The following is a 14,247-nucleotide window of genomic DNA, read 5'->3' on the forward strand; positions in this document are numbered from 1 at the left end:
TTCTGCTAAAAGAGATCAATAAATTATGTGCAATAGTTTTAACAAGAAATTCCTCGATGAAGCGGCAAAAGCTCTGGAAGGGGAAAATGACTCAAGTTTAACTGACCATGCGCTATATATGGATCAAGCTATCGATGCAGCCATAAAAGGAGTTTTGAATAATGAGGGTGGACCTTTCGGCTGTATCATTATAAAGGATGGCAAAATAATTGGCAAAGGAAACAACAAAGTGACTTCAACAAATGACCCGACGGCCCATGCAGAGGTCATTGCGATTAGGGAAGCCTGTAAAGCTTTAAATTCATTCCAGCTGGACGATTGTGTTTTATATACCAGTTGCGAACCCTGTCCTATGTGCCTGGGGGCCATATATTGGGCCAGGCCAAAAAAAGTATATTACGGTTGCAAGAAATCTGATGCAGCCAAAATTGGTTTTGATGATGACTTTATTTACAAAGAGCTGGATTTGGAACCTGGCAAAAGAACAATTCCATTTGAACAAATTAACAGAAAAGAAGCTATCAAGGCATTTGAAGCCTGGGAAAAGAAAGAAGATAAAATAGAGTATTAACTAAATTGTTCCGTTATGCGCAAAATAGGTATTTGGATCGATCAAAAAGAAGCAAACTTGATCACACTGACCAAGAATGACGTTTACTCAAAAACAATTTATTCTGATATTGAAACCAGGGTTCGTATCGATGGAGAAAAAAAACAATTCGGAAGATTCGGTGATCAATTCCTTGTGGATGAAAAAGGTAAAGAGAACAAACTAAAAGAGTACACGCAGAAATACCTTCTTCGGGTGTTAAAGGAATTATCTTCGGCCGATGAGATTTTGCTGTTTGGTCCTGCTCAAACAAAATTTAAATTGGAGAAGCTTATTTCGAGTGTACCCGAATTAGCCGTAAAACATAAAGAGACCAAGACATCCGAAAATATGACACATAACCAGAAATTGGCTTATGTGAAAGATTTCTATAAAAACAGCTGATTATAGACCCCGGCTTAGCTGCCTGATCTTGTCGTAATATTCCTGGTATTCTTTTTCTGCCATCCTTTGCGCCTTACTGTTAAAGATTTCCTTTTCACTGCGCTTTTTGTTATCAGATCCTTTGGGGGTTCCAATTCTGTCATTTTTCATTTCTTCGCAATTTTTTTATACTTAACGCAAGAAATACACTGTTTATTATGTGAACCCAATTGAAGGTCTTATAATTATCTATTAAAAATAGCTGAAAAACAATGAGTTACAATGCTGTTCTTAAAACTATCTTCACCATTTTGTGTGATAGAAATCTGATTCGGGAGCATCGATCCGTTGATAGGTGTGTGCCCCAAAGAAATCTCTCTGAGCCTGAATCAAATTAGCCGGCAACCTTTCGGTAGTCATATCCACCCAATAATGATAAGCAGCCGAAAAACAGTGCAGGGAAAACCTGCTTCTCAAAGCTGTCATCAGGATTTCACGAGTCGCAGATTCGCCCTTGACCAATGCTTTGTTAACCGTTTCCATCTCAAATAGATCCTCTTTTGTTTGAAATTCTTTATAAAGAATATTCATAAGATGAGACTTTATAATACATCCATTTGACCAGATTCTGGCAATTTCCGAAAAATCAAGATTCCATCCATAAGACTCGGAAGCCTGTTGCATTAGTTTAAATCCTTGCTGATGATTGACCAGCCTGGCAAATTCATACGACTTTTCCAGTATACTGATATTCAACTCCTGCTCCATATTAGAATCAGTTCTAACCAGTTTTGACATATTTTCCCGTACCTCTTTAAATGATGAAATATACCTTGCAAAAACTGCAGCAGACATCATTGTATTGGGAATTCCCAAGTCAAAGGCCGCCTTGCTTGACCAGGAACCGGTCCCCTTATTTCCGGCCTTATCTAAAATCATGTCAATCAAATAACTGCTCCCCTCCTTTTTCCTTAAAATTAATATAGTGATTTCCAACAAGTAACTTGACAGTTTTCCTTTATTCCAAGATTCAAATACTGCTGCAATTTCATCATTTGTCATCCTTTTTGACATCAATCCATACAACTCGGCCAGCAATTGCATTTCAACATATTCTATGCCATTGTGCACCATTTTTATAAAATGACCAGAACCGTCAGGCCCGATATAAGTACAACAGGTTTTACCGAAATCATCTTTAGCAGCAATGGCCTCCAGGATCTCAGACACATAGGCATAACTCTCTTTCCTGCCCCCCGGCATAATTGAAGGCCCTTTTCTGGCACCTTCCTCGCCACCTGATATCCCGGCTCCAATAAATTCTATTCCTTGGCTTTGCGCCAAGTCAAACCTCCTTTTTGTATTCAAATAATGAGAATTTCCACCATCGATAATAATGTCTCCTTCAGACAGCATTGGGATCAAACTGTTTAAAACAAGGTCAACGGCCGGGCCCGCTTTGATCATGATAAGGATCTTTCGCGGTCGGGCCATAGAATCTATAAATAACTTCAGATCGGTGAACCCCTTGATGTTAGGTCGATCCGCGTTTGCCGAAATAAAATTTTTTACTACTTCTTCTTCTCCCGAATCAGCCCTGTTATACACAGACAATTCATAGCCCTTGTCTGCTATGTTCAAACTTATGCTGCTGCCCATTACTCCAAGGCCAAATACACCAAAATCACTTTTCTTACTGCTCATAAACTTGACTTTATTATTTCAACTATTTCTTCGGGAGTTTTATCAATATCAACGTGGATTCCGTATTCTGGAACTTCAAGGGCCTCAAACTGAGAGCGCAGCATTTCCTCACTCATATAATGATCTTTTCGTTTACGCATCCTGTCAAAGATCAAATCATAAGATCCGGATAGAAAAACCCAATAACAATTGTTTAAACCTTTTGCCAATATTTTCCTGTATTTTTCCTTAAGGGCCGAACAAGCTAATATGGCTCCACCCTGTTTCTCCCATTCCACAAGATTTTTTGAAAGAGTTTCAAGCCAGGATTCCCTGTCTTGATCATTGAGTGGTTTTCCACTGCGCATTTTATCAATATTTGCCTGTGGATGAAAATCATCTGCGTCATAAAAGGGAAGTCCCAAATCTACTGACAGCTTTTTTGCAATGGTGGTTTTACCGCACCCACTAACACCAATCACCTGTATGATCATTTTTTCTGACTAAAAAAATTACCTGCCACTCCTTTTATTCCCGGCCGAACTTCAAACAATGAACCGGCCAATGGAAACTCCTTATTCTCTTTTTCGGTCATATCGAGGCTCGATGTTGTAATATACAAGGTTTCAAAATTCTTTCCTCCAAAAGTACAGGAAGTGACGTTATGAGCGGGAACATTTATCTTTTCGATCAATTTCCCGGTCAGCGGATCAAATCGTGCCACTGCATTGCCATTCCATAAGGCAACCCAAAGTTTGTCTTCTGAATCAATCGCCATCCCATCTCCAAAACCTAATGACTCATCAATATACACTGCTGTTCTTTTATTCGATATCGTACTGTTGCCGGCATGAAAATCAAATGCTTGAATCTTACCTGTCGGGGTATCAATATAGTACATCGTTTTATTGTCGCTTGTCCAGACAATGCCATTTGAGATTGTTACACTGTCGAGCATTTTAGTAGCTGTTCCCTTAATATCTATTTTATAAAGATTGCCCTTTGGTGCCGATTGTTTCAGGTGCATGGAACCAACCCATAAATTTCCGTTAGGATCGCATTTACCATCATTAAACCTGTTACCGGTTGATTCAGCTTCAACGTCTGACAACAAACTTAAGTCTCCGTTATTGGTGTTTATCAAATAAATCCCGTCTTCGAGGGCGATAACCGCTTCATCACGATTCTTAGGTACGACAGTTCCAACCCGCGAAGGTGTATTAAAGGCCTTACTCTTTTTAGTTGCAGGATCAAAGATATGCACTGTTTTACCTTCTATATCAACCCAGAATAACCTCTGATTGTGATGATCCCAAAAAGAACCTTCCCCTAATTTTGATTTTATCTCAATAGTAACTTTCACCTTGTCTGATCCCTGATCTGGTTTATGTAACTTATAATATGAAAAGCCTAAAAGACTTAAAAGTCCTACAATGAGCATCGTAAATTTGATTTGCATTTGTGCATTAGGTTTAGTTATCGATTAAATGGTCCAGGCATTTCCAACCTCTGAAACGGGAATACATGCTTTATAAGCACCTGGAATCGGATCGAAACTCAGCACTTCCTTACCGATTTTTTCCGAAGTAAAATAACCCAAAAGAGTTAGACTCCTCACCATTAAGAGAAATTTATAGATGGTAAAATTCTTCATATCTTCTCCCGAAACATTTTCAACACTTCTGGATTGCAACAATTTTACCTGGTCCTGCTCAGCCTGATCCAGATCAAAATAAAGAGAAAAGAGTTGTTTCACGTCTTCCTTATTTGATTTTCCAAGGTCTTTTTTAACTCTTTGCTGATATTCATTGGCAAAGAACCGGCTGCCTTGATGAAACAGTTCTTTATCTGATTCTTTAAGTGTATCATTACACATCATATCTACAAACTGAGGTACATTGAGGTCTAAACCCCCCGGAGTATCAGTTGCAGGCAGAATAATGTCTACAAGGTGCTTCACCACGTGTTTTTCGTCCTCTGTGAAAAATACAGAAGTCCAGCTTTCTTCTTTGCCCGAACATGACTGTAATACACCAATTGCAGTAGGAGCTGCAATAACATAACCCATACTGAGCCCCAAACCTTTTAACGCTTCTCTCCTATTCATCTTTTATGATTTGTTGTTCTTTTTAAATTCCTTAGCCGCGTAATTGGCTGCCCTTGCAGTTATTGCCATATAAGTCAGTGAAGGGTTTTGACATGCAGAAGAAGTCATACAAGCCCCATCAGTTACATAAACATTTGTAACTGCATGCACCTGGTTATATTTGTTCAGCACTGAGGTCTTGGGATCTCTACCCATTCGTGCCCCGCCCATTTCATGAATTGCCAGTCCGGGAGCAAATTTATCTAAATGATCATAACCAACAACGTTGTCGTACCCGGCTGCCTCGAGCATGGCAACAGCCTGGGCTTTTATATCGTTGCGCATCAATTTCTCATTCTCTTTAAATTCCACGTCAAAATCAACCGTCGGGAGCCCCCATTGATCCGGTTTGTCATAGTTTAAAGAAATTTTGTTTTCATGATAGGGAAGACATTCTCCAAAGCCACTGATTCCAATGACCCAGGGACCGGGTTTAATCAATTCTTCTTTAAGGTCCTCTCCATAACTCAATTCGCTTATTGCCCTTCTCCAATTTACCCTGCTGGCACTTCCCTGATACCCATAACCTCTTAAAAAATCGGGATGCTTAGAATCTTCGTCTAAATTTCTAAACCTGGGGATATAAATCCCGGCAGGTTTTCTTCCCTTATAGTATTTATCCTGATGTTCATTAACCGTGGCATAGGCTCCAACACTTAGCTGATGATCCATAATATTATGACCTAATTCACCGCTGTCGTTCCCTAATCCGTTTGGAAACCTATCTGATTTAGACTGCATCAGTATGGCAGTCGAAGCAATGGCTGAAGCGCAACAAAATATGATCTTGGCTTCAAAAAATATTGTCTCTTTGGTTTCGGCATCAATTATTCTAACCCCGGATGCCTTTTTGCTTTGCTCGTCGTAAACAATTTCATAGGCAATTGAATTAGGCCTTATCGTCATGTTTCCTGTTCGCTCTGCTGCCGGCAAGGTCGAAGCATTACTGCTAAAATAGCCGCCAAACGGGCAACCCCTGATGCAACGATCCCGAAACTGACACTTAACTCGCCCTTCATGGATCTTGTCTCCTGTTATATGTGCAATTCTGGCATGTGTAATTACTCTCCCATCCATTTTCTCCGCAACCCTATCCACCAAATCGGCCTCCACACAATTCAACTGCATTGGTTCGGTTAATTTACCATCCGGCAATTGGGCCAAACCGAGATTTTTTCCACATACTCCTATATATTCTTCCACTCTATCATACCAGGGGGCAATATCCTTGTATCTGATGGGCCAGTCTACTCCATATCCGTCTTTTTTATTCGCCTCAAAATCCATTTCACTTAACCTGTAAGAATGCCTGCCCCAGGTTATTGACCTACCTCCGACATGATACCCCCGCATCCAGTCAAACCTCTTGGTTTCATTATATGGATGGTCAATATCGTCAACAAACCAATGCTTGCTCTCCTCTTCGGTGGTATACCCTGTTCTGGACTGTTTTTTCTGGCGTTCCTCTTGGTCGGCGGTTATCTTGTTACGATGCTTAAAATCCCAGTCCTCCTTATACATTGTAGGATAATCAATAATATGTTTTACCATCCTACCCCTTTCTAAAACAAGGGTTTTCAAACCGTTTTCACAGAGTTCTTTTGCCGCCCAACCTCCTGAAATTCCTGTACCAATTACTATGGCATCATAGCTCGTTAATTTTTCATTTTCTTGTTCTGCTTTCATATATAATCTCAGGTAACTGTAATAAAAATTATTTGTTTTTGTATCATCCCTCCTGCAAAATAGCCATATCAAAATTCCTTGCTATTCACAATTTTTCACTGAAAATTTATAAATAGTTCAATTTAAAAGGAGAAATCAGACCTTGTATATATTCCCTCAAAGATATCTTTCTTCAATTACATTCAAATGATGTAACACATGCCCACTACATATAAATCCGAGAGCCTTAACCGAAATTGAATTGCCTTCCACAGTTCCTGTAATATCTAAAGTAGTGTTGTCAAAATCCTTAAACATCAATATAGTAGCCCTTCTGACCAAACAAAATTCATCGCAAAGTGCATGAAAAGAACGCTTGTTACTGTCGTAATTATCTACATAAGAATTTTCATCAAACCCTGGTAAGGGAATTTCATCTTTTCTGGAAAACCTTAAAGCCCTGTAAACAAATACACGTTCTGCGTCAATGAGGTGTTGGACGATTTCCTTTAAAGTCCATTTTCCTTCCTGATACCTGTATTCATATTTCGCTTCCTCAACATTGTAGAGAATTCGTTCAAAACGCTCAAGCGTAGCTTCTAAATGATCAATTAAACCTAAATTCTTATCCAGAACAGTTAAATAAGGCTTAAAAAAAATAGGATAGTCTACGATTTGAGGCCTGGGCATATTTATTTTTTAATTAATAAAACTTTGCTAATTTAAATAATTCCTGTTAATCTCAATAAAGGATAAATGAATTTAGGTAATGTCTCTATTCAGTTGGGCGTCCTTATCTGTTGATAAGTTCAAACGATTGTATTGCAATCTCAATCTCTTCATTGGTCGGAATCACAATGATTTTAACCCCTGACCCTGAAGCTTGAATTTCTCTTAGTTCTTTGCTTCTTACCTCATTTTTGTCCAAATCGAGATTAATTCCTAAATAATCGAGATCTGAACAGATCAGTTTTCGCATGATATCCGAATTCTCTCCTATACCCGCGGTAAAAACAAGGGCATCCAAACCATTCAGAACTGAAACATAAGCCCCAATATATTTTTTTACCCTATATGCGTTCATTTTAAGTGCCAGAATGCAACTTTGATCTCCTTGTTCGGCCTTCATTTCAATTTCCCGAAGGTCACTGTATCCGGTCAAGCCAAGCATCCCGCTTTCTTCCTGAAGTATCTTTTTAACCTCTGCAGAACTATATCCCAATTCATCCATCATATAAAAGATCACAGACTGGTCAATATCTCCGCTTCTCGTGCCCATGATCAGCCCGTTCATCGGGCCAAACCCTAAGGAATGATCAACACTTTTACCATCTTTTACAGCTGTTATACTGCACCCATTTCCTAAATGCACACTAATAATTTTTGACTTTTCCTTTTGCAGATAAGCGATGGCTTGCTGAGAAACATATTTATGACTGGTACCATGGAAACCGTAGGTTCTTATTTGATTTTCACGATAAAATTTTTCGGGGATGGCATATCTAAATGCTTCTTCAGGAATACTTTGATGAAAAGCAGTATCAAAAACAGCGATCTGAGCAGCTTTTTTAAAGATTTTTTCAGCAACCTCAATTCCTTTAAGGTTATGAGGATTGTGCAAAGGTGCCAGGCTAAAAAGCTCTTTGATCTTCGCTTTTACTTCTTTGTCAATCAGCACGGTTTTTGAAAAAGTATCTCCACCATGAACTACCCGATGCCCAACCGCATCAATCTCATCGGCATCCTTTAACACTCCGACGGAAGCATCCAATAAGAGTTTAGCGACCAACTCCAGGCCTTGCTCGTGATTCTCAATGGCTCTTGTTTCCTCAAATTTATTGCCTTTTGTCTGAAGCTTAATTTTGGAATTGTCCAATCCTATTCTTTCCACCATTCCAGAAGCGGCAACTACTTTTTCGGGCATTACTATCAATTGAAATTTGATAGAAGAACTCCCCGAATTGATCACTAATATTTTCATTATTTTGATTCTCTTTACAATTAAAATTAACTGATCTTCTCAATCTAGCAACCAGTAATTGCGATTTGTGGTCAACAATCGATTCATTTTAAAACACCCCCTTTAACCAACTAACAGGAAAAAAGCATTTTGGGCATATAGAAACTCCTTACTGGTCAATAGCTTATGGACCTGATGATTCATGATGCTATTGTGCCTGGATGGAAGTAATAATTACGGTATTAAAAATGTCATCTACGGTGCATCCCCTGCTCAGGTCGTTTACAGGCTTATTCAATCCCTGAAGCATAGGACCAATAGCTATTGCCCCGGTTTCTCTTTGAACCGCCTTATAGGTATTGTTTCCGGTATTAAGATCTGGAAAGATGAAAACACTGGCTTCTCCTGCCACTTTTGAATTGGGTAATTTCTTTTTACCAATCTTAATGTCAACCGCCGCATCATATTGAATTGGACCTTCGATTTTAATGTCTGGCCTGAGTTGTCTGACAATTTCTGTAGCCTTTCTCACTTTATCAACATCTGCACCCGAACCAGATGATCCTGAAGAATAAGAGAGCATGGCCACTTTTGGTTCAATACCAAAGGCCGCACTGGAATCGGCTGAAGAAATGGCAATTTCAGCCAATTGTTCCGCTGTTGGATTCGGATTAATCGCACAGTCTCCAAATACAGAAACCCGGTCATCCAGACACATAAAGAAGACTGAGGAAACCACTGATACATTTGGTTTTGTCTTGATGAATTGCAATGCAGGCCTAATCGTATGTTGCGTGGTATTTACAGCTCCGGATACCATTCCGTCAGCGTCTCCTTTATAAACCATCATCGTGCCGTAAAAAGAAACATCCTGCATGATATCGCGAGCCATATTTAAATTGATGTTTTTGTGTTTCCTCAATTTATAAAAAGTGTTCGCATAGTCTTCAAATTTAGGGGATGTTACCGGATCTATGATATTGACATTTTCAAGATTCTCACTGATTCCCAATTCCTTTATCTTTTCCTGAATGCTGCTTTTAGAACCCAATAAAGTAATATCCACCACATCAAGCACTTTTAAGCGGGCTGCTGCCAATAAAATCCTTTCATCAGTTCCTTCAGGCAAAACAATATGCTTTTTGATTTTCTGTGCTCTTTTCAGGAGGTTATACTGAAACATTCTTGGTGTCAGTCCTTTTGGCTTAAAGGTTAAATATTTTCTGGTTAAATCATTGATATTTACATATTTATCAAAAGTGTTAAGTGAGGTATAAATTTTTTGCTCATTGCTTGGGTAAATATGTGACCTTATCGCTCCCATTTTATTTGCCACTTCAAACGTTCCATTCTTAATGGCAAGAATTGGCACCACCTCTTTTAAACCTTGGATTAATTTCATGATCGGTTTCTCCGGTAACAATCCACCAGTAAGCAAGATACCTGCAATCTTGGGGTAATTCTCTGAAATACTCGCCTGAAGAGACGTCAGGATAATATCGGCTCTGTCTCCAGGAGTAATCACCAAGCAATTTGGCTTCAGGTGAATCAAAAAATTTCTCAACTGCATGGCACCCACAGCAGAAGTTTCAACCTGATTGTCGAGTTTATTTTCCCCAATCAAAATAGTTGCTTTCAATTCGTCAACAATTTCCTTGATAGTGGGATTGTTCAAACTCCGAATCATAGGTATTACCCCGATAAATATTTTCTCTTCAATCGCTTCCTCAAGCGACTTAGCTACCGTTTTTATCTGCTGCTCCTCAACCTTATTGGCCACGATCCCAAGCACTTTTACCTCTTTATCCAAAAAAGAATCATAGGCAAGGTTCAGATTCGTAACCAATTCTTCATTACTCTTATCCTTCCCGCTGCCAACCAGTATTACCGGAATGCCAAGATTTTTAGCGATCACAACGTTGATATCCAATTCCACAAATACAGCTTCACCCGAAAAATCAGTTCCCTCTACCAGGATAAAGTCAAACCGGTCTTCCAAGGCCTTGTATTTCTTAATGATAATATCAAGTATATCGCTATCGTTTCCTTTAGTTTTTTTCTTGATGACTTCATTTCCGGTTAAGGCATAACATTCTTCATAGTCCATGTCAAGCTTAAAATGAGACAGAACTGTTTCTATATGGTTGTCCTTTTTTGTCTTGTCAGGTACTTCAATAATCGGCCTGAAATATCCTACTTTCCTGGTCCTTCCAAGAAGAATACGCATCAGACCCAAGGTGATGATTGATTTTCCGCTTTCTGCCTCTACCGTAGCAATATATATGGCTCTGCTCATTCTTAAAAAATTTTCACAAAGATACTTATCTTCAAAGTAATACAAAGTATTTTCAAATAACATTTATAACAATATTCACTAATTTGACAAGATTAATTCTATAAATTAGCCTAGCTGTTCAAATAATCAGATTTACATTATGAAAACCTTATTCTTCAACATCAAGGAACTCGTTCAAATACGTGACAGTTCAGTGAGAAGAGTTTGCGGAGGATCCATGAAAGAACTACCCTCTCTGAAAAACGCTTTTCTCAGAATCAACAACGGAAAAATTGAAGATTTTGGTTTTATGTCCGAACTGACTGATTTTAATGCAGATCAGGTGATTGACGCAAGAGGGCAAACCATATTGCCCGCATGGTGTGATTCACATACTCATATTGTCTTTTCAGGGTATCGGGAAGGAGAATTTGTTGACCGAATCAATGGATTGAGTTATGAGGAGATCGCTTCCAGGGGTGGAGGCATCCTGAATTCCGCAAAAAAACTGCAAGAGAGCTCTGAACAGGAATTATTTGAGCAATCTTCACAGCGCCTTGAGGAGATCATGAAAATGGGAACAGGGGCCGTTGAAATTAAATCGGGCTATGGCCTCACTACTGAGTCGGAGGTAAAAATGTTACAGGTAATAAAAACACTGGCCAACTCCTATCCGCTTACAATCAAAGCCACTTTTCTGGGTGCCCACGCCTTCCCTGCTGTTTTTAAGGATCAAAAGGAAGCCTATGTCAACCTGATTTGCGAAAAAATGATACCTGAGGTAGCAGAAAAGAATCTGGCTGAATTCATTGATGTATTTTGTGAAACAGGTTATTTTGATGTAACCCAGACCGAAAAGATCCTTCAAACAGGTAGTGAATACGGGTTAAAACCAAAGATTCATGTAAACCAGTTCAATAGCATTGGTGGGGTTCAGGCAGGTATTAAGTACAAAGCACTCAGTGTTGATCATCTGGAGGTGATGACGCAGGAAGATATAGACAGCTTAAAGAATACAGAGGTAATGCCCGTTGCCTTGCCCTCCTGCTCTTATTTTCTTAGTATTCCTTATACCCCGGCAAGAAAAATGATTGATCAAGGACTGGGAATTGCGCTGGCGACTGATTTTAACCCGGGATCCACGCCCAGCGGAAACATGAATTTTGTAGTAGCCACAGCCTGTATAAAAATGAAAATTACACCAGAAGAAGCTATAAATGCGGCCACCATAAATGGAGCTTATGCCATGGGAATCAGCAACTCTCATGGCAGCATTACCAAGGGGAAATTTGCGAACCTGATCATTACTAAAAACATACCTTCCTATCATTTTATTCCCTATGCATTTGGAAGTAATCTTATCGATAAAGTGATGATAAAGGGTGTATTTATTTAGATCAACAGGTTCTTGTATTAAAGCTGATCTTACACTAAGTCGTCTTGTTTGTTTGTTAACATCATATTTCAAGATCTTCCTTTGTTATGGAAATCCTTACAGGAATTTAAAAGTATAGTCCAATGAATGTACTTATCAACAATCTGATCTTTCAAATGGAACAAATCCAAAAGGGGAAAAACTGGATCGGCACAAATTTTAAGACCATCATAAACCCACTGTCGGAAACCGATTTTTTTTATCAACCGAAAAGTATGCACAGTGTGGCTGAAATCATCTCCCATCTGACCATCTGGAGAGAAGAAACAATTCTTAAAATTGAAACGGGAGAAGGAAGCATCACTGACGATGACCCTTCAAATTGGAAAACCAATGAAGAATTAAAGCCTTTAGGGAAAGAAAGCATTCTTCTTGCATACAATACAAGTCTTAAAAAATTTCTGCAGCTGCTAAAGGGTAAATCAGATGATTTTCTTGAAGACATCTATTACGATACTGATTTTAAGGATTACTTCAGCTATAGCTTTTTACTAAACGGAATGCTTCACCACGATCTGTACCACCTTGGACAACTGGGGCTTATGATTAAAATTCTCAATTCAAATCAAAATAGTTCACTGTGATTTCAGGGATTTTAATCCATTGGATATCACTGAAAATATTTAAGATATTTCTTTGTAAATTTGCCAACCTAAAAGCGATTATATATGTCGGATAAATCAGTCATCATTCCAAGAACAAAGAAACCTGATTGGCTAAGGGTTAAACTACCAGTTGGGAAAAAGTATACTGACCTGAGAGGATTGGTGGATAAATATAAATTGAATACCATCTGTACAAGCGGAAGTTGCCCAAATATGGGAGAGTGCTGGGGGGAAGGAACAGCTACTTTTATGATTCTTGGGAATATTTGTACTCGCTCCTGTGGGTTTTGCGGAGTCAAAACCGGCAAACCTGAAACTGTAGAATGGGACGAGCCTGAAAAAGTAGCAAGATCGATTCATATAATGAAAATCAAACATGCGGTGATTACTTCTGTTGACAGAGATGACCTTAAAGACGGTGGTTCTATCATTTGGGCAGAGACGGTAGAGGCTATTCGCAGGACAAATCCAAATACCACCCTGGAAACCCTTATACCTGATTTCAGAGGGATCAAAAATAATATAGACCGTATCATTGAAGTTGCACCTGAAGTGATTTCGCACAATCTCGAAACAGTGAGGCGGCTTACCAGAGAAGTGAGGATTCAGGCTCAATACGACAGAAGTCTTGAAGTTCTCGCATATTTAAAGGATTCGGGACAAAAAAGAACCAAATCAGGAATTATGCTTGGACTTGGCGAAACTGAAGAAGAAGTCATTGAAACACTTCACGATTTGCACAAAGCAAAGGTCGATATCGTTACCATTGGCCAATACCTTCAGCCAAGTAAAAAACATTTACCTGTTCATGAATTCATAACACCTGCTCAATTTGAAAAATACAAGGCCTATGGCCTTAAACTTGGTTTTAAATACGTTGAAAGTGGTGCCCTGGTAAGATCCTCCTATCGAGCAGAAAAGCATTTAATATAGAAAATATCTCCAATTAATATATGATTAACAAGATGCTGATCATTTTGGCATAGAAATTGATATATTCCTTATGAAGCAAAATTCCCCATTAATTTTGACTTCGTATGATTAATTTTGAGTTAGTAAGCTAAAGGCACCTCCTACAAGAGGTGCTTTTATGTTATATGACTGACTTAATAATGAAATATTTGTTCAACTTTATACAATTTGAATGAAATCGCCAGGCTAAAATGGTACTTCATCATAAAAAATGAACTTTTTTATTCATATTAATAAAATATTAACATTTAGCGTTGATTTTGGCATAAGAATTGCAATTGATTTAGAAAGCAAAATTCCCCACTAATTTTGTTTTCATTATGATTAATTTTGAGTTAGTAAGCTAAAAGCACCTTTGAAAAGAGGTGCTTTTTTCATGTTGAAGTCTCTTAACAGTTTCTATTATGTGATTCTCAGTTGTAAAGGGTTAATATAAATAGATTCACAATATTAAATAGAATAAAAAGAGATTTATGTAAATATTTTTGTTTAAAATTTGGGAATTCACTAAATATTCTTTAATTTTGGAAATG

At 38.5% G+C, this 14,247-nt stretch carries 14 protein-coding genes; 5 read left to right on the top strand and 9 right to left on the bottom strand.

Features of this window, described 5'->3' with window-relative positions; genetic code table 11:
• Positions 1-25: 25 nt before the first annotated feature.
• Both AABB81_RS05840 and AABB81_RS05845 read left to right on the top strand, forming a co-directional pair.
• Positions 26-571, top strand: coding sequence for a nucleoside deaminase (locus AABB81_RS05840; RefSeq protein ID WP_342159231.1), 546 nt, complete (start codon positions 26-28; stop codon positions 569-571).
• Between the two features lie 15 nt (positions 572-586).
• A complete protein-coding gene (locus AABB81_RS05845) occupies positions 587-994 on the top strand; it encodes a hypothetical protein (RefSeq protein ID WP_342159232.1) in 408 nt (135 codons plus the stop codon).
• Here the strand turns inward: AABB81_RS05845 and AABB81_RS05850 are convergent, their stop codons facing one another.
• The 9 genes from AABB81_RS05850 to pta all read right to left on the bottom strand — a co-directional run bounded on the left by AABB81_RS05850 (position 995) and on the right by pta (position 10,723).
• Positions 995-1,144: a hypothetical protein gene (locus AABB81_RS05850; RefSeq protein WP_342159233.1), complete on the bottom strand. Its 150-nt coding sequence runs from the start codon at positions 1,142-1,144 to the stop codon at positions 995-997.
• 132 nt (positions 1,145-1,276) lie between these two features.
• The gene (gndA, locus tag AABB81_RS05855) at positions 1,277-2,677 is read right to left on the bottom strand and encodes an NADP-dependent phosphogluconate dehydrogenase (protein WP_342159234.1); all 1,401 of its coding nucleotides are present in this window, start codon (positions 2,675-2,677) and stop codon (positions 1,277-1,279) included.
• The gene (locus AABB81_RS05860; RefSeq protein WP_342159235.1) at positions 2,674-3,150 is read right to left on the bottom strand and encodes a gluconokinase; all 477 of its coding nucleotides are present in this window, start codon (positions 3,148-3,150) and stop codon (positions 2,674-2,676) included. Before AABB81_RS05860 ends, gndA begins: the two co-directional genes overlap by 4 nt.
• On the bottom strand, positions 3,147-4,115 hold the full coding sequence (locus tag AABB81_RS05865; RefSeq protein WP_342159236.1) for an SMP-30/gluconolactonase/LRE family protein: 969 nt from the start codon (positions 4,113-4,115) through the stop codon (positions 3,147-3,149). Before AABB81_RS05865 ends, AABB81_RS05860 begins: the two co-directional genes overlap by 4 nt.
• A 24-nt stretch (positions 4,116-4,139) precedes the next feature.
• Complete coding sequence (locus AABB81_RS05870) at positions 4,140-4,763, bottom strand: gluconate 2-dehydrogenase subunit 3 family protein (protein ID WP_342159237.1); 624 nt, start codon at positions 4,761-4,763, stop codon at positions 4,140-4,142.
• A gap of 3 nt (positions 4,764-4,766) precedes the next feature.
• A complete protein-coding gene (locus AABB81_RS05875) occupies positions 4,767-6,488 on the bottom strand; it encodes a GMC oxidoreductase (RefSeq protein WP_342159238.1) in 1,722 nt (573 codons plus the stop codon).
• A 156-nt stretch (positions 6,489-6,644) separates the two neighbouring features.
• Positions 6,645-7,157: a DinB family protein gene (locus AABB81_RS05880; protein WP_342159239.1), complete on the bottom strand. Its 513-nt coding sequence runs from the start codon at positions 7,155-7,157 to the stop codon at positions 6,645-6,647.
• 103 nt (positions 7,158-7,260) lie between these two features.
• Positions 7,261-8,448: an acetate/propionate family kinase gene (locus tag AABB81_RS05885; protein ID WP_342159241.1), complete on the bottom strand. Its 1,188-nt coding sequence runs from the start codon at positions 8,446-8,448 to the stop codon at positions 7,261-7,263.
• A gap of 187 nt (positions 8,449-8,635) precedes the next feature.
• On the bottom strand, positions 8,636-10,723 hold the full coding sequence (gene pta, locus AABB81_RS05890; protein WP_342159242.1) for a phosphate acetyltransferase: 2,088 nt from the start codon (positions 10,721-10,723) through the stop codon (positions 8,636-8,638).
• A gap of 139 nt (positions 10,724-10,862) precedes the next feature.
• Between pta and hutI the strand changes: the two genes are divergently transcribed.
• The 3 genes from hutI to lipA all read left to right on the top strand — a co-directional run bounded on the left by hutI (position 10,863) and on the right by lipA (position 13,675).
• Positions 10,863-12,098: an imidazolonepropionase gene (gene hutI / locus AABB81_RS05895; RefSeq protein ID WP_342159243.1), complete on the top strand. Its 1,236-nt coding sequence runs from the start codon at positions 10,863-10,865 to the stop codon at positions 12,096-12,098.
• Between the two features lie 122 nt (positions 12,099-12,220).
• Positions 12,221-12,721 carry a DinB family protein gene (locus AABB81_RS05900; RefSeq protein ID WP_342159244.1) on the top strand — a complete coding sequence of 167 codons (501 nt, stop codon included), beginning with the start codon at positions 12,221-12,223 and terminating at the stop codon, positions 12,719-12,721.
• Positions 12,722-12,805: 84 nt separating this feature from the next.
• On the top strand, positions 12,806-13,675 hold the full coding sequence (gene lipA, locus AABB81_RS05905; protein ID WP_342159245.1) for a lipoyl synthase: 870 nt from the start codon (positions 12,806-12,808) through the stop codon (positions 13,673-13,675).
• The last annotated feature ends 572 nt before the right edge of the window (positions 13,676-14,247 follow it).

This window comes from Lutimonas vermicola, assembly GCF_038433205.1.
Lineage (GTDB): Bacteria > Bacteroidota > Bacteroidia > Flavobacteriales > Flavobacteriaceae > Lutimonas > Lutimonas vermicola.

Bases quoted from the DNA above. Each gene is read 5' to 3' on its own strand.
- AABB81_RS05840 (WP_342159231.1), top strand. From the start codon at position 26: ATGTGCAATAGTTTTAACAAGAAATTCCTCGATGAAGCGGCAAAAGCT.
- AABB81_RS05845 (WP_342159232.1), top strand. From the start codon at position 587: ATGCGCAAAATAGGTATTTGGATCGATCAAAAAGAAGCAAACTTGATC.
- AABB81_RS05850 (WP_342159233.1), bottom strand. From the start codon at position 1,144: ATGAAAAATGACAGAATTGGAACCCCCAAAGGATCTGATAACAAAAAG.
- gndA (WP_342159234.1), bottom strand. From the start codon at position 2,677: ATGAGCAGTAAGAAAAGTGATTTTGGTGTATTTGGCCTTGGAGTAATG.
- AABB81_RS05860 (WP_342159235.1), bottom strand. From the start codon at position 3,150: ATGATCATACAGGTGATTGGTGTTAGTGGGTGCGGTAAAACCACCATT.
- AABB81_RS05865 (WP_342159236.1), bottom strand. From the start codon at position 4,115: ATGCAAATCAAATTTACGATGCTCATTGTAGGACTTTTAAGTCTTTTA.
- AABB81_RS05870 (WP_342159237.1), bottom strand. From the start codon at position 4,763: ATGAATAGGAGAGAAGCGTTAAAAGGTTTGGGGCTCAGTATGGGTTAT.
- AABB81_RS05875 (WP_342159238.1), bottom strand. From the start codon at position 6,488: ATGAAAGCAGAACAAGAAAATGAAAAATTAACGAGCTATGATGCCATA.
- AABB81_RS05880 (WP_342159239.1), bottom strand. From the start codon at position 7,157: ATGCCCAGGCCTCAAATCGTAGACTATCCTATTTTTTTTAAGCCTTAT.
- AABB81_RS05885 (WP_342159241.1), bottom strand. From the start codon at position 8,448: ATGAAAATATTAGTGATCAATTCGGGGAGTTCTTCTATCAAATTTCAA.
- pta (WP_342159242.1), bottom strand. From the start codon at position 10,723: ATGAGCAGAGCCATATATATTGCTACGGTAGAGGCAGAAAGCGGAAAA.
- hutI (WP_342159243.1), top strand. From the start codon at position 10,863: ATGAAAACCTTATTCTTCAACATCAAGGAACTCGTTCAAATACGTGAC.
- AABB81_RS05900 (WP_342159244.1), top strand. From the start codon at position 12,221: ATGAATGTACTTATCAACAATCTGATCTTTCAAATGGAACAAATCCAA.
- lipA (WP_342159245.1), top strand. From the start codon at position 12,806: ATGTCGGATAAATCAGTCATCATTCCAAGAACAAAGAAACCTGATTGG.